Here is a 23,154-nt window from a genome sequence, read left to right on the forward strand (position 1 = left end):
CGATATGGCCGATAGTTCACCTGTGGAGATCCGTTCGATTCCGTTCCACGACGCGGAGGGGGCCGAGAAGACGCTCGCCGACTTCGGCGATGGTCCGGTTCTCATCGTCAACGTCGCCTCGAAATGCGGGCTGACTCCCCAGTACGAACAACTGGAACAGCTCCAGCGTGAGTACGGCGATCGCGGACTCCGGGTGATCGGCTTCCCCTGCAACCAGTTCATGGGTCAAGAGCCCGGCTCGATGGAGGAGATCCTCGACTACTGTGCCGTGACGTGGGGCGTGAGCTTCCCGATCATGGACAAGATCCGGGTCAACGGCTCGCATGCCGCGCCTCTGTACAAGGCGCTCAAGAAGGCCCGCAACCACGAGGGCGCAAAAGGACCCGTGATGTGGAACTTCGAGAAGTTCCTGCTGACGCCGTCGGGCGACGTGCACCGGTTCCGTCCGCAGACCAAGCCCGATGCCCCAGAGGTCGTCGCCGCGATCGAGGCGAGCCTGTCGGCCTGATCAGGCGGCGGTGGTCGGCGAGGCCTTCCGCTCGTCCCAGACCTGGCGCGCGATCTGTGCGAAGGCCTCGGCGGGCTGGGCGCCGCTGACGCCGTATCGTCCGTCGATGACGAAGAACGGCACGCCCTGGATGCCGTAGGCCTGGGCCTGGGCCTGGTCGGCACGGACGGCATCGAGGTACCGACCGGACTCCAGAGCGGCACGCACGTCGTTGCGGTCCAACCCGACCTCGGCCGCGAGGTCGACCAGGTCGTCGACCCGGCCCACGTGGCGCCCCTCGGTGAAGTAGGCGGACATCAGCCGCTCGGCGACCTCGTGCTGTCGGCCCTGTTCCTTGGCGTAGTGGAGCAGTTCGTGGGCTTTCACCGTGTTCGTGTGCTGCAGCAGATCGAACCGGTACTCCAGGCCGGCGTCGGCCGCGACGCCGGTGACGCGATCGAGCATCTGGACGACCTGCTCGCGCGGCATGCCCTTGTGGCCTGCGAGGAAGTCGATCTCATCGCCCTCGAAGTCGACGGGGGTGTCGGGAGAGAGCTCGTAGGAATGGAAGGTGACCTCGACACGGGGGGCGTCCTGGTCACCCGCTGTCGCGGCGATCCCCTTCTCGAGGTTGCGCTTGCCGATGTAGCACCAGGGGCAGGCGATGTCGCTCCACACGTCGATCTTGATGGCATCCGTCACGCTGGAGACAACCGTTCCACGATGGCGGACTATTCCCGACCCGCGGAAGTCAGGCTCCGGCGTCGTTCGCCGTGGTCGGTCGGTCGACGGCCCCGCCGAAGCGTCGGTCGCGATGCGCGTAGGTCGCGATCGCATCCCACAGGTCGGTGCGGGAGAAGTCCGGCCACAACCGGTCGAGGAAGACCATCTCCGCGTAGGCGGACTCCCAGAGCAGGAAGTTCGACGTCCGCTGCTCCCCCGACGACCGGATGAACAGGTCGACATCGGGCATGTCGGGGACGTACAGGTGCCGGCGGATGGACTTCTCGGTGATGGCACGCGGTGCCAGGCGCCCGGCGGCGACTTCTGCGGCGATGGCCCGCATCGCGTCGACGATCTCGACGCGACCGCCGTAGTTGACGCACATCGTGAGGGTCAAGACGTCGTTGTCCGCCGTCAGCTGCTCGGCGAACTGCAGCTCCTTGATGACCGATCCCCACAACCGCGGCTTGCGCCCCGCCCATCGCACGCGCACTCCCCATTCGTTGAGCTGATCGCGGCGGCGATGGAGCACGTCGCGGTTGTAGCCCATGAGGAACCGCACCTCGTCCGGTGAGCGGTTCCAGTTCTCGGTCGAGAAGGCATAGACGCTCAAGTGGCGGACCCCCGCCTGAACCGCACCGGCGACGACGTCGAGAAGCACCTCTTCGCCCGCGCGATGTCCCTCGATCCGCGTGAGGCCGCGGCGATTGGCCCATCTGCCGTTGCCGTCCATGACGATCGCGACGTGACCGGGAACGCTCCCCGCGCGGAAGTCGGGCGGGTACTGGCCGGTCCAGTCGAGCGGTCGATACGGGACGGCATCGCGGTGGGTGTAGGGCTTGGGCGTCATCGGTGCTGTTCCATATGGGAGAGGGAGCGGATCCCCCGCTCGAGGTGCCACTGCGCGTAGGCGGCGATGAGGCCGGAAGCGGCGGCGGTGGCACCATCGGTCGCTGCGTCGACGAGGTCCCACTCCCCTGCCATCAGCGCGCGCAGGAGGGAGCTCGTCTCGGGGTGGAGCCGTGCGGCGCCCGTCGGTGCGCACGAGCCGCAGACGGTGCCCCCCAGCTGCGCGACGAACCACTCCTGCGGCCCTGCGGCGGAGCATCGGGCGCACTCGCCGAGCGCCGGTGCCCATCCGGAGAGAGCCATGACGCGAAGAAGGTATGAGTCCAGCACCGATCGGGACGCATGCTCGCCGCGGGCCAGGGCACGAAGGCCTCCGACGAGAAGCAGATACTGTTGCGCCGTGGCCTCGGCCTCGTTGAGCCGGTCCGCGGCCTCTACCATCGCGTGGGCGGCCGTGTAGCGGTCGTAATGCGCCGCGATCTCGGCGCCGTACGCGCCGATCGACGAGGCCTGTTGCACGACGTCGAGGTTGCGGCCCCGGTACAGCTGTACATCGGCGACCATGAACGGCTCCAGCCGGGCGCCGAAGCGCGAGGACGTGCGCCGAACGCCCTTGGCCACGGCGCGGACCTTGCCGTGTCGGCGACTCAGAAGGGTGAGGATCCGGTCCGCCTCACCGAGTTTGTGGGTGCGCAGGACCACGACCTCGTCGCGGTATGTCGGCATCTATCGATTCTCTCGCACCCCACGATTATGCGGGCGACCGGGGACAATAGAGGCGTGACAGAGCCGCTCTTCGTGATCCCCCTGTGGGCTGACCTCCTCGCCGTGGGTCTCGGCGGTGTGCAGGGGGCCCTTTTCGCCTCCGGGTTCGTGGGTCAGCGCCGCCTCGACCTGTTGGGGGTGACGATCATCGGCATCGTCATGGGGATGGGTGGTGGCCTCATCCGAGACCTGCTGCTGAATGTCGAACTGGCGACGATGCAGAGCAACTGGTATCTCATCACCGCCGGTGCCGCGTCGTTGATCGGGATGCTGCTGGCCAACGTCTTCCAGCGCCTGAACGCCGTGATCGTCGCGCTCGACGCGCTCGTGATCGGGCTGTTCGGCGCCTTCGGCACGGCCAAGGCGCTCGCGATCGGCCTTCCGGCGGTTCCCGCGGTCTTCGTCGGGGTGTGCGCGGCCGTCGGCGGCGGAATCCTCCGCGACGTGTTCATGGGGCTTCCCGTCGCGATCATGCACGTGGGATCGCTGTACGCGGTGGCCGCCGGTGTCGGTTGTGCCGTCCTGGCGGCCACTCACGCGCTGGGCGCGCCGCTCGTGGCGGCGGCGGTCACGTGCGTGGCGGTGACCACGGTGATCCGCCTCTTGGCGGTGCTCTTCGATATCTCACTGCCCGAGCAGCGGGCGCTCCACCGCCGCAAGGTGGCCCTGGAGACCTCGGCGATCCCGATCATCAGGTCGTGATCGGCTGCAGGCGTGCCCTGCAGCCGTCGACGGGGTCTCAGACAGCGGTGAGGAGGCTGGACTGCGTGCGCGTGCGGATCGCGCGGTTGACCGCCGACACGATCGCCTTCAACGACGCCGTCGAGATGTCGCCGTCGATCCCCACGCCCCACAGACGCTCGCCATCGACCTGTAGCTCGACGTACGCGGCAGCCTGTGCGTCGCCGCCGGCGCTCAAGGTGTGCTCGACATAGTCGTACAGCGTGATGTCGAAGCCCTGCGCGCGGACGACCTCGAGGAAGGCCGAGACCGGGCCGTTGCCCACTCCCGAAGTGGCGATCTCCTCATCGCCGTCGCGGAGGGTGACCTCCAGCGTGACCTCGCCGGACATGTCGCTCTCGGTCCGGGTGGACAGCAGCTCGAACCGCCCCCACTTCGCGTCGTCGTCGGAGGCGGGGAGATATTCGTCGGTGAAGATGTCCCAGATCTGGCGGCTGGAGACCTCACCGCCTTCGGCGTCGGTCTTGGCCTGCACCACGCCCGAGAACTCGATCTGCAGCTTTCGCGGCAGGTCGAGTGAGTGGTCGCTCTTGAGCAGATAGGCGACGCCGCCCTTGCCCGATTGCGAGTTCACCCGGATCACCGCTTCATACGAGCGACCGAGGTCCTTGGGATCGACGGGCAGGTACGGAACGGCCCACTCGATGTCGTCGACGGAGACACCGGTCTCTGCCGCGCGCGCCGCCATCGCCTCGAAACCCTTCTTGATCGCGTCCTGGTGCGAGCCGCTGAACGCGGTGAAGACGAGGTCGCCGGCCCAAGGGCTGCGCTCATGGACGGGAAGCTGGTTGCAGTACTCGGCCGTCCGCTTCACGTGGTCGATGTCCCTGAAGTCGATCTGCGGATCGACCCCCTGCGTGAACATGTTGATGCCGAGCGCCACCAGGTCGACGTTTCCGGTGCGCTCCCCGTTGCCGAAGAGGCATCCTTCGATCCGGTCGGCACCTGCGAGGTACCCGAGCTCTGCCGCCGCGATGGCCGTCCCGCGGTCGTTGTGCGGGTGCAGGGAGAGGATGATGTTCTCGCGGTGATGGAGGTGCCGGCTCATCCACTCGATGGAATCGGCGTAGACATTGGGAGTGGCCATCTCGACCGTGGCCGGAAGGTTGATGATGACCTTCCGATCCGGCGTCGGCTCGAAGACCTCGAGCACCTGGTTGCACACGTCGACCGCGAACTCGAGCTCGGTACCGGTGTAGGACTCCGGCGAGTACTCGTAATAGACCTTCGTCTCGGGGATGCGGGTCTCGAACTTCCGGCAGAGGCGGGCGCCCTCCAGCGCGATGTCGATGATGCCCTGACGATCGGTGCGGAAGACCACTTCGCGCTGCAGCACGCTCGTGGAGTTGTAGAGGTGCACGATCGCCTGCCGCGCTCCCGCGATCGCTTCGTACGTGCGCTCGATCAGGTGCTCGCGCGCCTGGGTGAGCACCTGAATGGTCACGTCGGCGGGGATGAGGTCTTCCTCGATCAGCTGACGGACGAAGTCGAAGTCGGTCTGGCTCGCACTCGGGAAGCCGACTTCGATCTCCTTGTATCCCATCTGCACCAGCAGCTCGAACATGATCCGCTTGCGCTCGGGACTCATCGGGTCGATCAACGCTTGGTTGCCGTCGCGCAGGTCGACCGCGCACCAGCGCGGGGCCTTCTCGATGCGCTTGTCGGGCCACGTGCGATCAGGCAGGTCTACGCGGATCTGCTCGTGGAACGGCCGATACTTCGAGATCGGCATGGTCGACGGTTGCTGATTGTTCTGCATGATGGTGTCGCTTCTTCTCTTCGCGGAGGAAACGGGCCGACGACGATCTCCGCGACGAGGAGGGCCCTGTTACGAGGTCTCGTCGCGGCGGCTAAGAAGAAGGAGAACGCTCGCGCGCATGAGAGTCACCCTACACCCGATCGCTCCGCGCCGCCTGGCCCACCCGCAGCGAGGTCTGCCGGAGACGACCGTGTGAGACGATCCGCGCGACGGCGACACTTCGGGAGTATGAATCGTCGCGGAGCCGTCGTCGTCGCCACTCTCGCCCTGGTCGTCCTGCCGCTCGCGGCGTGTGCGGCCCCCGCCTCGCCGGCCGCATCGGAGCCTGACGTCGGGTGGACCGACGTGCAGCCCGGGCTCCCGCAGAACGAGGTGCGTGCGCAAGGGACGGTCCTCGACGACGGATCGACGGTCTCGTTGTGCCTCGGTGCGGTTCGGGAGTCCGCTCCCCCGCAGTGCGAGGGGATCCCGCTGACGGGCTGGACGTGGGACGGCGTCGACGGAAGCACGACGACCGCGGGCACCACGTGGGGCGCCTACGCGGTGCAGGGCACGTATGACGGCGTCGGTCTGACCGTCACCCAGCCTCCGATGATGCTCGCGTTGTACGACCCCCTCCCTCCGGTCGACCCCACCGGAGGCGCGCGCGGCGAGGCGACGGCCGCCGAGGCGGAGACGATTTCCCGCGAGGTGAGCGGCCGCGTGAAAGAGTCGTTCCTCGCCGCAGAGGAGCGGGACGGGTGGGTCTGGCTCGACGTCGTCTGGGACGACGGCACGTGGCAGGACGCGGCTGACGGCGAGTTCGGTCCGAGGAAGGTCATCGTCCGCTCGGCGCTCCAGGAGCTCACCGCCCCGTGAGGAGCCGGGATCTCCGACGAGGGCGAGCACGCCCCGCAGGGATCTGCGTGACCCTCAGGCCAGGACCGCGATCTTGCCACCGGGGTGGCCGGCGGTGACCTCGCGGAGGGCATCGGGCGCCGCGGCGAGCGGGTAGGTCCGCGCGACGGGGACGACGAGCTCACCGGCGGCGGCGAGCTCGACGAGCCGGCCGCGCTCGGCGTCACGGAACCGTGCGCTGTCCGGCAGGGCACCGGCGATCCATCGCAATCCGTCGGCGCGCGCCCGGTCGGGTGCCGCGATGGTGACGATGCGTCGACGGTCGTGGACGAGGGCCTCGGAGACATCGAGGGCCTCGTCGGTGCCCACGGCGTCCAGAGCGGCGGCAAACCGCGTCTCTCCGACGAGCTCATGGAGGCGCTGCAGGAGACCGTCCCCGTACGCCACCGCCTCTGCGCCGAAGCGTGTCACCCGGTCGAAGGAGGCTGGGGAGGCCGTGCCGACGACCCGGAGCCCCTGCTGCCGCGCCAGCTGGATGGCGGCGACTCCCACCGCCCCGGATGCCCCATGCAGGAGGATCGTGTCGCCCTGGGACGCCTCGACGACGGCGAGCATCTCCGCGGCGGTCGTGCCGGCGAGGAGGAGATTGGCGGCCTCGGCGTGCGAGAGGTTCCCGGGCTTTCGCAGCACCTTCTGCGACGGCACCGTGATCTCCGTGGCGTAGCCGCCCTGCACGCGGAAGGCGAGGACCTCGTCGCCCACCGTGGCGCGCTCCCCCGAAGCGAGGACGGCGCCGTCTCCGACAGCGACGAGCTCCCCGGAGACCTCGTACCCGATCGGCACGGGGAAGCTCAGCCCGGGACGCGGGTGCTGGACGTGCTTGACGTCGGCCGGATTGACGCCGGCCGCGCGCACGCGGATCGTCACCTCACCGGTGGCGGGCGGAGCCGTATCCACCGTGTCGAAGGCCCACGTCTCAGGGCCTCCCGGCCGATGGGCGATCCATTGGCGGGCCATGTCAGAAGCCCAGCCGGCCCAGGTGCTTCGGGTCGCGCTGCCACTCCTTGGCCACCCGCACGTGGAGTTTCAGGAAGACTCTGGTTCCGACGAGGGGCTCGATCTGCGCTCGCGCGCGGGCCCCCACGTCACGGAGTCGCGACCCTCGGTGACCGATGATGATGGCTTTCTGGCTGTCGCGCTCGACGACGACGTTGGCGAACACGTCGGTGAGGTTCCCCTCCTCACGCCGAGAGATCTCCTCGATGGTGACCGCGATCGAGTGGGGCAACTCGTCGCGCACGCCCTCCAGCGCCGCCTCGCGGATGATCTCGGCGATGCGGTCCTCGAGCGACTCGTCGGTCACGACGTCGTCCGGGTAGAGGGCGGGTCCCTCCGGCAAGAGGCGCAGGATCTCGTCGGCGAGGACATCCAACTGGACGTCGGTGACGGCGGAGAGGGGGATGACGGCTGCCCAGTCCTCGCGCAGGCTGTCCACCTCCATAAGACGCTCGGTCACGTCGTCGCGGCCCGCCGCATCGACCTTCGTGACGATCGCGACCTTTGCAGCCCGCGGATAACCGTCGAGGGAGGCGGCAATGCGGCGATCGCCCGGACCCACTTTCTCGGTGGCGGGCACCAGGAAGCCGATCACGTCGACGTCTCCGAGGACCTGCTCGACGAGGTCGTTGAGCCGCTGCCCGAGGAGAGTGCGGGGTTTGTGGATGCCGGGGGTGTCGACGATGACGATCTGCCCGGCCGGGCGCGTGAGGATGCCCCGGATCGCCCGACGCGTCGTCTGCGGCTTGTCCGAGGTGATGGCCACCTTCTCGCCCACGAGGGCGTTCGTCAGCGTCGACTTGCCGACGTTCGGACGCCCGACGAAGGTGACGAAGCCCGAACGGAACGGCGGGGCGGGTGGCGTGCTCACGAGTCCTCCTGAGCGGGTTCGGGGTCTCCGGCCTCGCGCGCCGCGGAGGCGTTCTGAAGCGCCTCGAGGGCGGGGCTGCGCTCGACGAAGACGGTGGCCAGTCCCCGGCCTCGCCCGAGGGAGGTGCCGCCGGTGATGAGGAGACCGTCGTGCTCTGCGGTCGATCCGGGCAGCGGCACCCGCCCCAGCAGCTTGCCGAGCAGCCCGCCGATGGAGTCGACATCCTCGTCTTCCAGGTCGATGCCGAACAGCTCGCCGACCTCGTCGAGCCCGAGGCGCGTGCTGACGCGATAGCGCCCGTCGCCGAGATCGACCACTTCGGACGAGCGCGGATCGTACTCGTCGGCGATCTCGCCGACGAGCTCTTCGATGAGGTCCTCGAGCGTCACGAGCCCGGAGACTCCCCCGTACTCGTCCACGACGAGGCACACGTGCACGGCGTCACGCTTCATCTGCTGGAGGAGGGTCTCCGCCTTCATCGACTCCGGGACGAAGACGGCCGGACGGGCGATACGGCTCACGGGAGCCTCCCGCCAGGCGGTCTCGTCGCGATAGGCGAAATGAACGAGATCCTTCAGATACACCACGCCGACGATGTCGTCCGCGTCGTCGTCGGCGACGGGAATGCGGGAGACGCCCTTGTCGAGAAAGAGCTGCATCGCCTCCTGCGTGGTCGCAGCGGCGTCCATCGTCACCATGTCGGTACGCGGCACCATCACGGCGCGCACGAACGTGTCGGTGAACTCGAACACCGAGTGGATGAGGTCGCGGTCATCCTCCTCGATCAGGTCTTGCGAGGCGGCCTCGTCGACCATGCTCAGCAACTGCTCCTCCGAAGCGAACGACGTGCCGCGCGCCACACCGGGTGTGACGCGGTTGCCGACGATGACCAGGAGGTGGGCGAGCGGCCCGAGGACGATGCGTGCGGCGCGGACGATCGGAGCGAAGCCCCGCAGCATGCCCTTGGCGTGCTGGCGCCCGAAGCTTCGAGGGCTCGCCCCGACGAGCACGAACGACACCGCGCTCATCAGGATCGCCGCGGCCAGCATCGCCCACCAGATGTTGTCGAACAGGAGGGTGAAAGCCGCCGTCACGAGCACGGCCGCGGTGGTCTCGGCCAGGATTCGGATGAAGACCACGGCATTGCCGTGTGCTTCGGGGTCGGCCGCGATGCGCTGGAGCACCGGACCGTTGCGACCGGTCAGGGAGAGCTCGGCGAGATCGAGCCGCGAGGTGACGCCGAGGGCGGCGTCGAGTGCCGCCATGAGCCCGCCGAGGCCGACCAGCAGGACGGCGGCGACGAGAAGCAGGGCCTCGGTCATGCGCGTCGTCGACGCTCGGAAGCGTGGAACGCCGCGATCAGTTCGCGTTGGAGTCCGAACATCTCACGTTCCTCCTCCGGCTCTGCATGGTCGAAGCCCAGCAGATGGAGGAGACCGTGGGTGGTCAACAGGATCAGCTCGTCGAGCGTCGTGTGCCCCGCCGCCTCGGCCTGCGTCTCCGCGACCTGCGGGCAGAGGACGATGTCTCCCAAGAGGCCCGCGGGCGTCGGCTGCTCTTCCGTGCCCGGGCGCAGCTCGTCCATGGGGAAGCTCAGGACATCCGTCGGCCCGGGCTCGTCCATCCACTGCACGTGGAGGGCCTCCATCGCCCCCTCGTCGACCAGGAGGATGGCGACGTCGGCGTCGGGGCTGACGTGGAGCTCGGCGAGGTTGTTCTCCATCAGCCGGAGAAGGACGGTCTCGTCGACGGCGGCGCCGGACTCGTTGGTGATCTCGATCGTCATGAGCGTCCTCGCGGGGGGAAATGGTCGCGCGGTCCCTTTGCGCGGCGCGGGTCACGGGGGTCCTGGGCCTTGCGGCGCTCGGCCCGGTTGGCGAACTCTGCCGCCTCCTCGCGTTCGCGGCGTGAGGCCAAGCGCTGCTCGTCGTATTCGGTGTACGCATCGACGATCCGGCCCACCAGCGTATGGCGGACCACGTCGTCGCTCGTGAGGTAGCTGAAGTGAATGTCGTCGATGTCCTTCAGGACGCGGGTGACCAGACGGAGCCCCGATGCGCCCTGCGGAAGGTCGATCTGGGTGATGTCACCGGTGACGACCATGCGTGTTCCGAAACCGAGGCGGGTCAGGAACATCTTCATCTGCTCGGGCGTCGTGTTCTGGGCCTCGTCCAGCACGACGAACGAATCGTTGAGCGTGCGTCCGCGCATGTAGGCGAGAGGCGCGACCTCGATGGTGCCCGACGCCATGAGCTTGGGGACCAGTTCGGGGTCGAGCATCTCGTTGAGCGCGTCGTAGAGCGGGCGCAGGTACGGATCGATCTTGTCGGTGAGGCTGCCGGGGAGGAAACCGAGCCGCTCCCCCGCTTCGATCGCCGGTCGGCTCAAGATGATCCGGCTGACCTCTTTGCGCTGTAGGGCCTGCACGGCCTTGGCCATGGCGAGGTAGGTCTTGCCGGTACCGGCCGGGCCGATGCCGAAGACGATCGTGTTCTCCTCGATCGCGTCGACGTAGGCCTTCTGCCCGAGCGTCTTCGGCCGGATGACACGACCTCGCGAGCTGAGGATCGGCTCGCCGAACACCTCGGACGGACGCGTCCCCGTGTCGGCTCGCATCATGCGGCTGGAGGCACTGACGTCGGCGGGGTCGAGCCCTTGCCCTGCGCGCGCCATCGCGATGAGCTCTTCGACCAGCGCGCGGGCGGCCGCCACGTCACCGGCGGCACCGGAGAGAGTGATCTCGTTCCCGCGCACGTGGACGAGCACGTCGGGGTGTTCACGCTCGACCACGCGCAGGAGTCGGTCCTGCGGGCCGAGCAGCTGCACCATGGCGACGCCGTCGGCGTGGAGCTGCGCGACGGTCGGTTCGGGGGCGTCAGCCACCGAGGCTCCCTTCGTCGAGGTCGCCGGCCAACACGTGCGCGTGCACGTGGAAGACGGTCTGCCCCGCGGCCGGCCCCGTGTTGAAGACGAGACGGAAGTCGCCGCCGGCATGTTCGCTCGCGAGAGAGTTCGCCAATCCGATGATCTCCGCGAGGAGCGCCGGATCGCCCGCCGCGAGTTCCACCACGTTGCGATACTCCGCCGACTTCGGGATCACCAGGAGATGAACGGGTGCCTGGGGGGCGATGTCACGGATGGCGAACGCGTTCTCGGTCTCGGCGATGATCTCCGACGGGATCTCCCCCTCGAGGATGCGCGTGAAGATCGACGGCTCACTCATGCTCACGAGTCTATCCGCGGTGGCGTGGCCCGAGGGGGACGCTCACCAGCGGCCGAGCCGTCCGTTCAGCAGGGCGAGGGCCGCGGGGCCTGCCGTCGATGTGCGCAAGACGGTCGGTCCGAGCCGTACGAGCGCGGCACCGGCGTCGTCCAGTCGCTCCAGCTCGTCGGGCGCGATCCCGCCCTCGGGCCCCACGAGCAGCACGATGTCGTCCACGTCGGCGGGCTCGAAGGCGCTGAGCGGCGTCTGTGCGGTCGGTTCGAGGACCAGTGAAGCGGCAGCGAGCGGCAGGAGCTCGACCGTCGAGACGGGCGCCTCCACGCGAGGCACCCACGCGCGGTGTGCCTGCTTGGCCGCTTCTCGGACGATGGATTGCCACCGTGCGACGCCGCGATCGCGCTTGGCGGCATCCCAGCGCGACACGCTTCGGGCCGCCTGCCACGGGATGATCCGGTCGACGCCGAGCTCCGTCGCCGCCTGGACGGCGAGCTCGTCGCGGTCGCCCTTGGCGAGCGCCTGAACCAAGGTCACCCGCGGAGACGGGCGTGGCTCGTGGCGGACCGAGCGGACACGCACCGAGACCTCACGCGGGGCCGCCGACTCGACGACTGCCTCGACCCATGAGCCCGCACCCTCGCCGAGGGTGACCTCTTCGCCCGTGCGAACGCGTCGCACGGTCGCGGCGTGGTGTGCCTCGGCTCCCCCGAACGTCACCACGTCGCCCGTCCCGACCGACGAGAGGTCGCGGTCGTCGAGGAGGAAATGGAGAGCCACGAATCAGCCGTTGCGGAAGCGGTCGCGCAACTTCGAGAAGAGCCCCTGGTGGAACTCCGCCAGCCGCGGCCCGGGTGCCTTGGTCTTCTTGGCGAACTCCTCGATGAGGGCACGCTCCCGCGCGTCCAGACGTGTCGGTGTCACGACGTGGATGCCGACGCGGAGGTCGCCGCGCTGGCCGCCGCGCAACGGGGTGATGCCGCGTCCCCGGGTCGTCAGGACCTCGCCGGACTGAGAGCCCGGCTTGATCTCCAGCTCCACGGGGCCATCCAGCGACTCGATCGTCGTCGTGGTGCCCAGGATGGCGTCGGGCATGGACACTTCGAGCGTTGCCAGCAGGTCGTCGCCCTCGCGGCTGAACACTTCGTGGGGCGTGACGGTGACCTCCAGGTAGAGGTCGCCGTTGGGTCCTCCCGCAGGGCCCACTTCGCCGGATCCCGGCAACTGCAGACGGAGGCCGGTCTCGACGCCCGCGGGGATGTCGACCGACACGGTGCGGCGCGCACGCACGCGCCCCTGTCCGGCGCACGTTCCGCACGGGTAGGGAATCGTCGTGCCGTAGCCCTGGCAGGTCGTGCAGGGCTGAGAGGTGACGACGTTGCCGAGGAGGCTCCGCACCGTCCGCTGGACCTGGCCGGATCCATGGCAGATGTCGCACGTGACCGGCTGGGTGCCCGGCTGGCAGCACGACCCTTGACAGGTCTCGCACAGCACGGCGGTGTCGACCTCCACGTCGCGATGGGCGCCGAAGACGACGTCGCCGAGGTCGAGGGTCACGCGCACCAGCGCATCCTGACCGCGCTCCCGGCGTGACCGTGGGCGCCCGGCCCGGGCTCCCCCGCCGCCGAAGAACGCCTCGAACACGTCGCCGAACCCGCCGAATCCGCCGGCGCCACCGCCGAACGGGTTGTTGTCTCCGCCGAGGTCATAGCGCTGACGCTGCTCGGGATCACTCAGCACGTCGTACGCGTGCGTGACGAGCTTGAACTTCTCCGCCGCATCTTCGCCCGGGTTGACGTCGGGGTGGAGTTCGCGCGCCAGTCGGCGGTACGCCTTCTTGATCTCGTCGGGCGTCGCCTCGCGCGACACTCCGAGCACCTCGTAGTGGTCAGCCACAATCGCCTTTCCCGCCGCTCAGGGCGCGGTCTGCCGTCGACGGCGTCACCGGGACTTCTCGTCCTCGTCCAACAGCCGGCTCAGATAGTGCGCGACGGCACGGACCGCCGCGAGGTTGGTGGGGTAGTCCATGCGCGTGGGCCCGAGAAGGCCCACCCGCGCGCGGGTTCCGGTCGCGTCGTAGTCGCCCGCGATGACGGAGGCTTCCGGAAGTCCGAAGGGCTCGTTCTCCCGCCCGATGCTCGCCGCGAGGCCCTGCTCGTCGGCGACCATCTCGCCCATGAGCCGCAGGAGAGTCACCTGTTCCTCGATCGCCTCCAGGAGCGGGTAGATACTGCCGCGGAAATCCGATTCCCGTCGCGCGAGCGTTGCACTCCCGGCCATGACCAGCCGGTCCTGACGGAACTCGTCGAGCTCCTCTGCCACGATCCCGGCGACGGTGCGTACCGCGCGATCGATGCGAGTGGCGCCGGCCGGTTGCGAGAGGAACTCGCCGAGCATTTGGGTGCCGTCGCGGACGCTGCGTCCGGTGACGAGGTCGGCGATGGCGACCTTGACGCGGGCGACCTCCGCCTCGTCGAGCTCTTCGGCGAGGAAGGCGAGGCGCTGCGACACGCGGCCGGTGTCGGTCACGACGATGACGACGATCCGCGTCGCTCCCAAGTGGACGAACTCGACGTGGGAGACATTGGCGCGGGCGAACGACGGATACTGGACGATCGCCACCTGCCCGGTCAGCTGCGTCAGCGATCGGACCGTGCGGACGAGGAGGTCGTCGAGGTCCACGGTGCCGTCGAGGAACGACGAGATGGCGGCGCGCTGGGCGGGCGTGAGCGGACGGAGCTCGGCGAGGTGGTCGACGAAGACGCGGTAGCCCTTGTCTGTGGGAACCCGACCGGAGGAGGTGTGGGGAGCCACGATGAGCTCCTCGTCCTCCAGCAGCGCCATGTCGTTGCGGATCGTCGCGGCCGAGACACCGAACTGGTGGCGATCGACGATCGACTTGCTGCCCACCGGTTCGTGGGTGTCGACGTAGTCCTGGACGATGGCCCGGAGGACCTGGAGACCGCGTTCCGAAACCATGACCCCTCCTCGCTGGCACTCCCGATGCGTGAGTGCCAATTCTAGCGCGCGCAGCCCCGATCGTCGGTCGCCAGGCTTACGACGTGAGAGCCCGGACGACGGCGTCGGCCAGCAGACGACCGCGCAGGGTCAGCACGATGCGCCCCCGCACGGCCGCCGGCCCCTCGACCAGGCCGTCGGCGATGAGCCCCGCGACGGCCGGGCGCGACCGCGCTGCGAGCTCGTCGATCGGGAAACCCTCGGCGATGCGGGTGCGCAGGAGCACGCTCTCCAGCTCCCGAGATGCCTCGTCGGGGCGCTCTCGCCCTGCGGCCGGTGACTCTCCCGCGGCGAGGCGCTGCGCGTACGCGGCGGGATGCTTGACGTTCCACCACCGGAGCCCGGCGATGTGGCTGTGCGCACCGGGGCCATAGCCCCACCAGTCGTCGCCTCGCCAGTACGCGAGATTGTGCCGCGAACGGTCCTCCGGTCGACGTGCCCAGTTCGACACCTCGTACCAGGCGTATCCCGCCTCGGCCAGGGCGGCGTCGGCGGCCTCGTACATCGCCGCCTGCAGATCGTCATCGGGTTCGGCGACCTCACCGCGACGGATCTGCCGCGCGAGCTTCGTCCCCTCTTCGATGATGAGCGCGTAGGCGGAGATGTGATCGGGGGCCAACGCGATCGCGGTGTCCAACGATCGTTGCCAATCGGCCTCGGTCTCCCCCGGGGCTCCGTAGATGAGATCCAGACTCACGGCGATGCCCGCCGCGCGCGCGGCGCTGACGGCGGTGGCGACGTTGGCGGGGTCGTGCGTGCGATCCAGCGCGGCGAGGACGTGCGCAACGGCGGACTGCATGCCGATCGAGACCCGCGTGACGCCCGCGTCGGCGAGCCGGTCGGCCACCGACTGATCGAGGGTGTCGGGGTTGGCTTCGACCGTGATCTCGGCCTGTGGGGTGAGCCCGAAGGAGGATCGGACGCCGTCCAGCATCCGCGCGAGGTCGCCGGGGGGAAGGAGGGTGGGGGTGCCGCCGCCGAAAAAGACCGTCGAGGCGGGGCGGAGTGCGCCACGCGCGGACAGCACGCCGACGGACAGATCGATCTCGCGTCCGACCTCCTCGGCGTAGGTGTCCTGGCGTGCGCCGCGGAGTTCGGTGGCCGTGTAGGTGTTGAAGTCGCAGTAGCCGCAACGGACGCGGCAGAACGGAACGTGCAGGTAGACGCTGAAAGGTGCGCCGGGCTCGACCACCAGATCGTCAGGCAGTGCGCCGTCGGAGGGAGCGGGATCGCCGAGCGGGAGTGCCGATCCCATTAGCTCGGTGAGGCGAACAGCGGCGAGACTGCGCGGAGGTAGCCCTGGAACAGCTCGCGCCGACGGCGCCGTACGAGAGGGGGCAGGATCCGATAGACCGCCGCGACGGGGCGGTCGAAGGCGCGCACCGTGAACCACACCTCGTCGTTGTCCCGCCAGTCCACCGCGAAGGACTCCTCGCCGCTGACGACGGACCCATCGACCGTTCCGAGGGCATATCCGACGCGTCGCGGTTCCTCGGTGACCGAGATCACCCGTAGTTGCGCGTCGGCCCGGAGGCCCTTGACCCGGCCGTGGACGCGGATGGTCGTGCCGGCTCCGACGTATGGCGTGCCGTCCGCGTCGAAGCGCTGGTCCGCCTCCAGCCGGCTCGGGGCGACGGGGGACCCCTCGGCGTCGAAACTGACGCCCGAGTACATGGGTCCCGACGCCGGGCGGACATCGCTGACCCGCAGGCCCGCTCCGCGCAACGGCGCCCACGACAGCAGAGTGTCCGCCGACGACGTGAACCGCGCCTCGCCGCTGCCGATGCGCCAACTCGCTTCGGCGGGGATGCTCTTCTCGGGCGGATAGCCCATCAGGTCGGCGGCCTGGGTGGCCCCGACAGCGGCGTAGTCCACCGTGCCTTCCTGGAAGCTCCCGCGACGCATTCGACCACCCTATCCCCGCTGCGTATCGCCTACTTCTTGTCCTTGCCCTCGACGTCGCCGGACAGTGCGGCGATGAAGGCCTCCTGCGGGACCTCGACACGGCCGACCATCTTCATGCGCTTCTTGCCCTCCTTCTGCTTCTCGAGGAGCTTGCGCTTGCGGGTGATGTCACCGCCGTAGCACTTGGCCAGTACGTCCTTGCGGATCGCGCGGATGTTCTCTCGGGCAATGATCCGTGCGCCGATCGCCGCTTGGATGGGCACCTCGAACTGCTGCCGCGGAATCAGCTTTCGCAACCGTTCGGTCATCATCGTGCCGTAGGAGTACGCCTTCTCCCGGTGGACGATCGAGCTGAAGGCATCGACCTTCTCGCCCTGCAACAGGATGTCGACCTTCACGAGGTCGGCCGTCTGCGAGCCTGCCGGTTCGTAGTCCAGGCTCGCGTACCCCTGCGTCCGCGACTTGAGTTGATCGAAGAAGTCGAAGACGATCTCGCCGAGCGGCATGTTGTAGCGGAGTTCGACGCGGTCTTCGCTGAGGTAGTCCATGCCCAGGAGGGTGCCACGTCGCGACTGGCAGAGCTCCATCACGGTGCCGACGTAGTCCTTCGGAAGGAGGATGCCGACCTTCACGACCGGCTCGGAGACAGAGGCCACTCGCCCGTCGGGATACTCGCTGGGGTTGGTCACCGTCACCGTCTCGCCCGTGTCGGTGGCCACTTCGTACGTCACCGACGGAGCCGTCGTGATGAGGTCGAGGCCGAACTCCCGCGACAGCCGCTCGGTGATGATCTCGAGGTGCAGGAGCCCCAGGAAGCCGCAACGGAATCCGAACCCGAGCGCCACCGAGGTCTCCGGCTCATACTGCAGCGACGCATCCGAGAGCTTCAGTTTGTCGAGGGCCTCGCGAAGATCTGCGTAGTCGCTGCCGTCGATCGGATAGATGCCCGAGAAGACCATGGGCTTCGGATCGGTGTAGCCCGACAGGGGCACCGTCGCGGGCTTGCGATGGTTGGTGACGGTGTCGCCGACCTTCGACTGGCGGACATCCTTCACACCCGTGATGAGGTAGCCGACCTCTCCGATCCCCAGCCCCTTGGTCGGTACGGGCTCGGGGCTCGAGACGCCGATCTCGAGCAGCTCGTGGGTGGCCTTGCTCGACATCATCTGGATGCGTTCGCGAGGCTCGAGCTTTCCGTCGACCATCCGGACGTAGGTCACGACGCCGCGGTAGGAGTCGTAGACGGAGTCGAAGATCATCGCTCGCGCAGGAGCGGCAGGATCGCCCGTCGGAGCCGGAATACGCTCGACGATCCGGTCGAGGAGCTCCTCGACGCCCTGTCCCGTCTTGCCGCTCACACGGAGCACGTCGTCGGGATCGCCGCCGATGAGGCCAGCGAGCTCTGCCGCGAACTTCTCGGGATCGGCGGCGGGAAGGTCGATCTTGTTGAGCACCGGGATGATGTGGAGGTCGTTCTCCAGCGCCAGGTAGAGGTTGGCGAGGGTCTGAGCCTCGATGCCCTGCGCTGCGTCGACGAGCAGGATCGCTCCTTCGCAGGCGGCGAGACTGCGCGAGACCTCGTAGGTGAAGTCGACGTGGCCGGGCGTGTCGATCATGTTCAAGGCGAAGGTGGCATCGCCCGACGCCCACGGCATCCGGACGGCCTGGGACTTGATGGTGATTCCGCGCTCGCGCTCGATGTCCATCCGGTCGAGGTACTGCGCGCGCATGTCGCGGTCGGAGACCACGCCAGTGATCTGCAGCATGCGGTCGGCAAGGGTCGACTTCCCGTGATCGATGTGGGCGATGATGCAGAAGTTGCGGATCAGCTCTGGAGGGGTCGCAGACGGCTCGAGAGGCTTCAGGGCGCGCGGTGACATGTCCCGAGCAGTCTACCGGCGAACCGGACCGCCGACCGCGGCGTTGGGCGGGGTTCGCCGGACCTTACCCGAGCGCGAGAGGGACACGCCAGCGAACGGGCACATGAGAAAGAGTTAACCGATTTGACACTTGTCGCGGGCCTCGAACCCCAACAATGCTCAAATCGGCGGCCGATGGCTGCGCGATCCTCCTCCCGCGCGCGGACCGCCTCCAGGAGACGTCGTGACGCACGCAGCACTGAGCCCGCACGCCCATCGTCCCGCCCGCAGAGGGGTTGCCGTCCTGACGGCGGCCGCCCTGTCGCTGGCCGGGCTGGCCCTCGCCCCGACAGCTGTGCAGGCAGCCGTCGGCCCCGATGCCCCCGTGGTGATCTCGGAGGTCTACGGGGGTGGCGGAAACAACGGAGCCGTGTTCAACCGAGACTTCGTCGAACTGGTCAACACGTCGGCGGACGCGATCGACCTCGACGGGTGGAGCATTCAGTACGCCTCCGCCACCGGGACCTCGTGGCAGGTGACTCCCCTGACAGGCGTGAGCGTGCCGGCGGGGCAGAGCCTGCTCGTCGGCCAGGCGTACGGCGAGAACCGGTCGCTGCCGTCGTTCGACGCCGACGTCGAGGGCTCCATCCCGATGAGCGGCAGCCAGGGCAAGGTCGCCTTGGTCTCCTCCATCACCGCGCTCTCCGGTGCGACCGGTATCGCCTCGCGCGACGATGTGATCGACCTCGTCGGCTGGGGCGGTGCGACCCACTTCGCAGGATCGGCGCCGGCACCTGCGACGACCAACGCGACGAGCATCGCGCGGACCGACGGTGCCACCAACACCGCCGACAACGCGGCCGACTTCCGCGCCGGTGCTCCGACGCCGGAGGGGCTCGAGCCCGACGGCCCCTCGCCGTCGCCGAGCCCGTCTCCGACCCCCACCGCGACCCCCGGCGAGCCGGAGCCGGTGCCCACGTTGACCATCGCCGAGATCCAGGGCGAGGGCGACGCCTCCCCCGTCGCCGGTGCCACCGTGACGACGACGGGTGTCGTGACGGCGCATTATCCGACCGGGGGCTACGACGGCTACGTCGTGCAGACGCCGGGAACCGGTGGTGAGCTCGACCTCGCGTCACACACCGCGTCCGACGCGGTCTTCGTCTACGCCCCCGGCGCCACGGGTGAGGTGGCACTCGGCGACACGGTGGAGATCACCGGCGTCGTGTCCGAGTGGAACGGCCTGACGGAGATCACGGTCGCCCCCGGCGACGCGCGCGTGGTCGCCGACGCCGAAGCGCCCGTCCCCGCGTCGGTCACCTGGCCCGCGAGCGCGGCGCAGCGCGAGTCTCTCGAGTCCATGCTGCTCGCACCGACCGGCGACTTCACCGTCAGCAACACGTACGCGACCAACCAGTACGGCGAGGTGGGCCTCGCCTCCGGGACCACCCCCCTGCGTCAGCCCACCGACGTCGCGCGCCCCGGGAGCGACGAGGCTGCGGCGGTCGCCGAGGACAACGCCGCGCGCGGTGTGATCCTCGACGACGGCACGAGCATCAACTACCTCTCCTCCGCGAACTCCTCACTGACCCCGGCCTACGTCTCCCTCGCCGAACCGATCGTCGTCGGGGCATCGGTGACCTTCACGGAGCCGGTGATCGTCGACTACCGCAACAACACCTGGAAGCTCAATCCCACCGAGCCTCTGGCCGGTGACGGCTCGGGCACCGACGGTGTCGTGTTCGAGGATCCGCGCACGTCGGCCCCCGCCGCGGTGGGCGGCGACGTGACGGTCGCATCGTTCAACGTCCTCAACTACTTCACGACGTTGGGCACCGAGAACCCGGCGTGCGTGCCGTACCGAGACCGCTTCGGCGACGGCGTCACCGTGCGCGAAGGTTGTGCCCAGCGCGGGGCCTGGGACGCCGCGGATCTGCAGCGCCAGCAGGACAAGATCGTCACGGCGATCAATGCGCTCGACGCCGACGTGGTCGGTCTCATGGAGATCGAGAACTCCGCGGCCCTGGGCGAAGAGACCGACGAGGCCACCGCGACGCTCGTCGCCGCGCTCAACTCTGCCGCGGGCGAGGAACGCTGGGCGTTCGTCCCGTCCTCGGACGAGCTTCCGCCGGCCGGCGAGCAGGACGTGATCACCAACGCGATCATCTACCAGCGTGCCGTGGTGTCGCCGGTGGGTGACTCTCGTGCCCTCGGGGATCAGAGCGGTCAGGGCCAGGCCTTCGTCAACGCCCGTGAGCCGATCGGGCAGGTGTTCGAGCCGGTCGACGGTGGTGCGCCGGTGCTGTTCGTCGTGAACCACTTCAAGTCCAAGAGCTCCGTCGGACCCTGGCCGGGCGATGTCGATGCCGGCGACGGTCAGGGCGAGTCGAACGAGTCCCGGGTGCGCCAGGCCACTGCCCTCCGTGACTGGGTCGCCGAGATCCAGGGGGACGTCGCTGCCGTCGCCCTGGTGGGCGACTTCAACTCCTACGGCAAGGAGGACCCGCTGCAGGTGCTGTACGACGCCGGCTACGCCGACGCCGCCGGCCATTTCGACGTGGACTCCTCTTCTTATGTGTTCTCCGGACTGTCGGGGTCACTGGATCACGTGCTCCTCAACGAGGCGGCGCTGGGCCGCGCGACGGGCGCCGACGTGTGGAACATCAACTCGGGAGAGTCGGTTGCGCTGGAGTACAGCCGTTTCCGCAGCCACGGGACGGAGTTCTATGCGGCCGACGTCTACCGCTCCAGCGATCACGACCCGGTGATCGTGGGCCTGTCCGCCGACCAGCCGGACACGGAGCTGACCCTTCTCGGGATCAACGACTTCCACGGTCGCATCGACAACAACACGGTCGCCTTCGCCGGAACGGTGGAGGAACTGCGGGCTCAGGCCGACGGCCCCACGCTGTTCCTCTCTGCCGGTGACAACATCGGGGCCTCGCTCTTCGCCTCCTCGGTGGCTCAGGACCGGCCCACCATCGACGTGCTCAACGCGCTCGGCCTGCAGGCGTCCGCGGTGGGGAACCACGAGTTCGACCGTGGCTGGGATGACCTCGCGGGACGCGTGACGGACGCCTCCGACTATCCGCAGTTGGGAGCCAACGTCTACCTGGCCGGCACGGACACGCCGGCGCTTCCGGAGTACGCCCTGCTCGATGCCGGGGGCCTCACCGTCGGGGTGATCGGTGCCGTCACGGAGGAGACCCCCACTCTCGTCTCCCCCGCCGGGATCGAGGCGCTCGAATTCGGTGACCCCATCGAAGCGGTCAACCGTGTCGCTGCTCAGCTCTCCGACGGCGACACCGCCAACGGTGAGGCCGATGTGATCGTCGCGCTCTATCACGAAGGCGCGGGGGCGGGCACTCCCGACGGGGCCACCCTCGAAGAGGAGCTCGCGGCGGGAGGGCCGTTCGGCGCTCTCGTCACGGACACCTCCCCCGAGGTCGACGCCATCTTCACGGGCCACACGCACAAGGAGTACGCGTGGTCGGCTCCGATCCCCGGGAGCGATCGCACGCGCCCCGTCGTCCAGACCGGGTCGTACGGGACCAACATCGGTCAGATCGTGCTGACCGTGGATGGGGAGAGCGGCGCCGTCTCTGCGCACACTGAACAGCTCGTGAAGCGCACCACCACGGCAGCGGCGGACCTCATCGCCGCCTACCCGCGTGTCGCGGAGGTCGACGCGATCGTGAAGGACGCCCTTGCCGCGGCCGCGGAGATCGGGAACACGGCCGTCGGCGAGGTGTCCGGGGACATCACCACGGCGTTCGCGGGCGGATCGTTCGTCGACGGCGTATGGACCGGGGGTGCGCGCGACGATCGTGCGTCGGAGTCCGCGCTCGGCAACACGGTCGCCAACATGCTCCGCGACTCCCTCTCGACGCTTCCGCAGGGAGCGCAGATCGGCGTCACGAATCCCGGCGGCCTGCGCGCAGACCTGTGGGACACGCAGGCGGAGTTCGGGGCGACAGCGATTCCGGGGATGGCGGACGGCACCGTCTCCTTCTCCCAGGCGAACGCCGTGCTGCCGTTCAACAACACGTTGGCGCTCGTCAGTCTCACGGGAGAGCAGTTCACGACGCTGCTGGAGCAGCAGTGGCAGCGGGCCGCCGACGGTTCGGTGCCCCAGCGTCCCTACCTCCAGCTGGGTCTTTCCGACAACGTCGCCTACACGTACGACGCGGACCGCCCGGAGGGTGACCGCATCACGTCCGTCACGATCGACGGTGAGCCGCTCGACCCGCAGGCCGAGTACCGCATCGGCACGTTCTCCTTCCTGGCGACCGGCGGGGACAACTTCCGCGTCTTCACGGAGGGGACGAACTACGTCGACACCGGGCTCCTCGACTACGAGGCCTGGATGGACTACATCGCGGACAACTCGCCGCTCGCACCGGACTACGCCAAGCACGCGGTCGAGGTGACCGGGGTCCCCGAGACGGTGACGGCGGGCGAGACGCTCTCCTTCGAGGTCAGCGGACTCAACATGACCAGCCGTGGTGCTCCGGAAAACACCTCGCTCGAGGTGGCCCTCGGCGATGCGCCGCTCGGGGAGAGTGCTGTGACCGGGGGCAGGGCGACCGTGTCGGTCACCGTGCCGGCCGGCCAGGCTGCGGGGTCCGTAGTGCTCACCATGACGGCCTCGCCATCCGGCACCGTCGTGCGCGTGCCCCTCACGATCGAGGCCGGAGAGGTGGCGCAGGAGACCTCGACGACCCTCGTCCCCGTCCTCCCCCTCCACATCAACCGCTTCCTGCCGACGACGCTGATCGCCCTGGTCGACCAGGCGGAGGGGACGCCAGAGGGGATCGTCGAGTTCCGAGAAGGGGCGACCGTCGTCGGCACCGCGACCGTCCGTCGGGGAGTGGCCACCTTCACTCTCGGCAAGCTCACTCGCGGAGCGCACACCTTCACCGCGGTGTTCGTGCCCAAGGACCCGAGGGTCTCGGCCGGTTCGACCAGCAACACCGGGAAGGTCGTGGTCCTCTTCTGACGCCCGCCGGCGAATGGGCGGAGCGCGGGCACGGCCGGCGCTCCGCCCATCGTCGTCGGTGCGATCTA

General features: G+C 68.8%; 20 protein-coding genes. 4 read left to right on the top strand and 16 right to left on the bottom strand.

Annotation, left to right across the window (positions count from 1 at the left end):
- The first annotated feature begins 4 nt into the window (after positions 1–4).
- Positions 5–508, top strand: a complete 504-nt coding sequence (locus tag QM591_RS08250) for a glutathione peroxidase (RefSeq protein WP_415131456.1) — start codon at positions 5–7, stop codon at positions 506–508.
- Here the strand turns inward: QM591_RS08250 and QM591_RS08255 are convergent, their stop codons facing one another.
- Genes QM591_RS08255 through recO form a run of 3 tightly spaced genes read right to left on the bottom strand, consistent with a single transcriptional unit; the run spans position 509 to position 2,785 of the window.
- Positions 509–1,189, bottom strand: coding sequence for a DsbA family oxidoreductase (locus tag QM591_RS08255; RefSeq protein ID WP_415131459.1), 681 nt, complete (start codon positions 1,187–1,189; stop codon positions 509–511).
- Positions 1,190–1,238: 49 nt separating this feature from the next.
- Entirely contained in the window at positions 1,239–2,060 is an 822-nt protein-coding gene (locus tag QM591_RS08260) for an isoprenyl transferase (protein ID WP_415131461.1), read from the bottom strand.
- Entirely contained in the window at positions 2,057–2,785 is a 729-nt protein-coding gene (recO, locus tag QM591_RS08265) for a DNA repair protein RecO (RefSeq protein WP_415131463.1), read from the bottom strand. Before recO ends, QM591_RS08260 begins: the two co-directional genes overlap by 4 nt.
- Before the next feature lie 54 nt (positions 2,786–2,839).
- Here recO and QM591_RS08270 point away from each other — a divergent pair, with 54 nt between their 5' ends.
- Positions 2,840–3,526 carry a trimeric intracellular cation channel family protein gene (locus QM591_RS08270; protein ID WP_415131465.1) on the top strand — a complete coding sequence of 229 codons (687 nt, stop codon included), beginning with the start codon at positions 2,840–2,842 and terminating at the stop codon, positions 3,524–3,526.
- Positions 3,527–3,563: 37 nt separating this feature from the next.
- Here the strand turns inward: QM591_RS08270 and leuA are convergent, their stop codons facing one another.
- Positions 3,564–5,324, bottom strand: coding sequence for a 2-isopropylmalate synthase (leuA, locus tag QM591_RS08275; protein WP_415131467.1), 1,761 nt, complete (start codon positions 5,322–5,324; stop codon positions 3,564–3,566).
- A gap of 228 nt (positions 5,325–5,552) precedes the next feature.
- Between leuA and QM591_RS08280 the strand changes: the two genes are divergently transcribed.
- Positions 5,553–6,182: a hypothetical protein gene (locus QM591_RS08280; RefSeq protein WP_415131469.1), complete on the top strand. Its 630-nt coding sequence runs from the start codon at positions 5,553–5,555 to the stop codon at positions 6,180–6,182.
- 54 nt (positions 6,183–6,236) lie between these two features.
- Here the strand turns inward: QM591_RS08280 and QM591_RS08285 are convergent, their stop codons facing one another.
- From QM591_RS08285 to lepA, 12 genes are all read right to left on the bottom strand, one after another.
- A complete protein-coding gene (locus QM591_RS08285; protein ID WP_415131471.1) occupies positions 6,237–7,178 on the bottom strand; it encodes an NADP-dependent oxidoreductase in 942 nt (313 codons plus the stop codon).
- Between the two features lies 1 nt (position 7,179).
- The gene (era, locus tag QM591_RS08290; RefSeq protein WP_415131473.1) at positions 7,180–8,088 is read right to left on the bottom strand and encodes a GTPase Era; all 909 of its coding nucleotides are present in this window, start codon (positions 8,086–8,088) and stop codon (positions 7,180–7,182) included.
- Entirely contained in the window at positions 8,085–9,410 is a 1,326-nt protein-coding gene (locus QM591_RS08295) for a hemolysin family protein (RefSeq protein ID WP_415131475.1), read from the bottom strand. Before QM591_RS08295 ends, era begins: the two co-directional genes overlap by 4 nt.
- Positions 9,407–9,874, bottom strand: coding sequence for an rRNA maturation RNase YbeY (gene ybeY / locus QM591_RS08300; protein WP_067160242.1), 468 nt, complete (start codon positions 9,872–9,874; stop codon positions 9,407–9,409). The genes QM591_RS08295 and ybeY overlap by 4 nt, the downstream gene beginning before the upstream one ends.
- Positions 9,871–10,917 carry a PhoH family protein gene (locus QM591_RS08305; protein WP_415131757.1) on the bottom strand — a complete coding sequence of 349 codons (1,047 nt, stop codon included), beginning with the start codon at positions 10,915–10,917 and terminating at the stop codon, positions 9,871–9,873. The genes ybeY and QM591_RS08305 overlap by 4 nt, the downstream gene beginning before the upstream one ends.
- A 46-nt stretch (positions 10,918–10,963) precedes the next feature.
- Entirely contained in the window at positions 10,964–11,311 is a 348-nt protein-coding gene (locus tag QM591_RS08310) for an HIT domain-containing protein (RefSeq protein WP_415131477.1), read from the bottom strand.
- A gap of 42 nt (positions 11,312–11,353) precedes the next feature.
- Positions 11,354–12,085: a 16S rRNA (uracil(1498)-N(3))-methyltransferase gene (locus QM591_RS08315; protein ID WP_415131479.1), complete on the bottom strand. Its 732-nt coding sequence runs from the start codon at positions 12,083–12,085 to the stop codon at positions 11,354–11,356.
- A 3-nt stretch (positions 12,086–12,088) separates the two neighbouring features.
- Positions 12,089–13,201, bottom strand: coding sequence for a molecular chaperone DnaJ (dnaJ, locus tag QM591_RS08320; protein WP_415131481.1), 1,113 nt, complete (start codon positions 13,199–13,201; stop codon positions 12,089–12,091).
- 45 nt (positions 13,202–13,246) lie between these two features.
- Entirely contained in the window at positions 13,247–14,284 is a 1,038-nt protein-coding gene (gene hrcA, locus QM591_RS08325) for a heat-inducible transcriptional repressor HrcA (protein WP_415131483.1), read from the bottom strand.
- A gap of 76 nt (positions 14,285–14,360) precedes the next feature.
- Positions 14,361–15,578 (bottom strand): radical SAM family heme chaperone HemW, encoded by a 1,218-nt coding sequence (gene hemW / locus QM591_RS08330; RefSeq protein WP_415131485.1) that lies wholly within the window; start codon positions 15,576–15,578, stop codon positions 14,361–14,363.
- Positions 15,578–16,228: a DUF1990 family protein gene (locus QM591_RS08335; protein ID WP_415131487.1), complete on the bottom strand. Its 651-nt coding sequence runs from the start codon at positions 16,226–16,228 to the stop codon at positions 15,578–15,580. The genes hemW and QM591_RS08335 overlap by 1 nt, the downstream gene beginning before the upstream one ends.
- A gap of 29 nt (positions 16,229–16,257) precedes the next feature.
- Positions 16,258–18,108 (bottom strand): translation elongation factor 4, encoded by a 1,851-nt coding sequence (gene lepA, locus QM591_RS08340; RefSeq protein ID WP_415131489.1) that lies wholly within the window; start codon positions 18,106–18,108, stop codon positions 16,258–16,260.
- Between the two features lie 223 nt (positions 18,109–18,331).
- Between lepA and QM591_RS08345 the strand changes: the two genes are divergently transcribed.
- Positions 18,332–23,086, top strand: a complete 4,755-nt coding sequence (locus QM591_RS08345; RefSeq protein WP_415131491.1) for an ExeM/NucH family extracellular endonuclease — start codon at positions 18,332–18,334, stop codon at positions 23,084–23,086.
- The last annotated feature ends 68 nt before the right edge of the window (positions 23,087–23,154 follow it).

The sequence above is a fragment of the Microbacterium sp. genome (genome assembly GCF_047607225.1).
Classification (GTDB): Bacteria; Actinomycetota; Actinomycetes; order Actinomycetales; family Microbacteriaceae; genus Microbacterium.

Coding starts and splice junctions, on each gene's coding strand:
- lepA (WP_415131489.1), bottom strand. CDS start 18,108: ATGTCACCGCGCGCCCTGAAGCCTCTCGAGCCGTCTGCGACCCCTCCA.
- QM591_RS08250 (WP_415131456.1), top strand. CDS start 5: ATGGCCGATAGTTCACCTGTGGAGATCCGTTCGATTCCGTTCCACGAC.
- QM591_RS08335 (WP_415131487.1), bottom strand. CDS start 16,228: ATGCGTCGCGGGAGCTTCCAGGAAGGCACGGTGGACTACGCCGCTGTC.
- ybeY (WP_067160242.1), bottom strand. CDS start 9,874: ATGACGATCGAGATCACCAACGAGTCCGGCGCCGCCGTCGACGAGACC.
- QM591_RS08295 (WP_415131475.1), bottom strand. CDS start 9,410: ATGACCGAGGCCCTGCTTCTCGTCGCCGCCGTCCTGCTGGTCGGCCTC.
- hrcA (WP_415131483.1), bottom strand. CDS start 14,284: ATGGTTTCGGAACGCGGTCTCCAGGTCCTCCGGGCCATCGTCCAGGAC.
- QM591_RS08305 (WP_415131757.1), bottom strand. CDS start 10,917: ATGGTGCAGCTGCTCGGCCCGCAGGACCGACTCCTGCGCGTGGTCGAG.
- leuA (WP_415131467.1), bottom strand. CDS start 5,324: ATGCAGAACAATCAGCAACCGTCGACCATGCCGATCTCGAAGTATCGG.
- QM591_RS08285 (WP_415131471.1), bottom strand. CDS start 7,178: ATGGCCCGCCAATGGATCGCCCATCGGCCGGGAGGCCCTGAGACGTGG.
- QM591_RS08260 (WP_415131461.1), bottom strand. CDS start 2,060: ATGACGCCCAAGCCCTACACCCACCGCGATGCCGTCCCGTATCGACCG.
- QM591_RS08310 (WP_415131477.1), bottom strand. CDS start 11,311: ATGAGTGAGCCGTCGATCTTCACGCGCATCCTCGAGGGGGAGATCCCG.
- QM591_RS08280 (WP_415131469.1), top strand. CDS start 5,553: ATGAATCGTCGCGGAGCCGTCGTCGTCGCCACTCTCGCCCTGGTCGTC.
- recO (WP_415131463.1), bottom strand. CDS start 2,785: ATGCCGACATACCGCGACGAGGTCGTGGTCCTGCGCACCCACAAACTC.
- hemW (WP_415131485.1), bottom strand. CDS start 15,578: ATGGGATCGGCACTCCCGCTCGGCGATCCCGCTCCCTCCGACGGCGCA.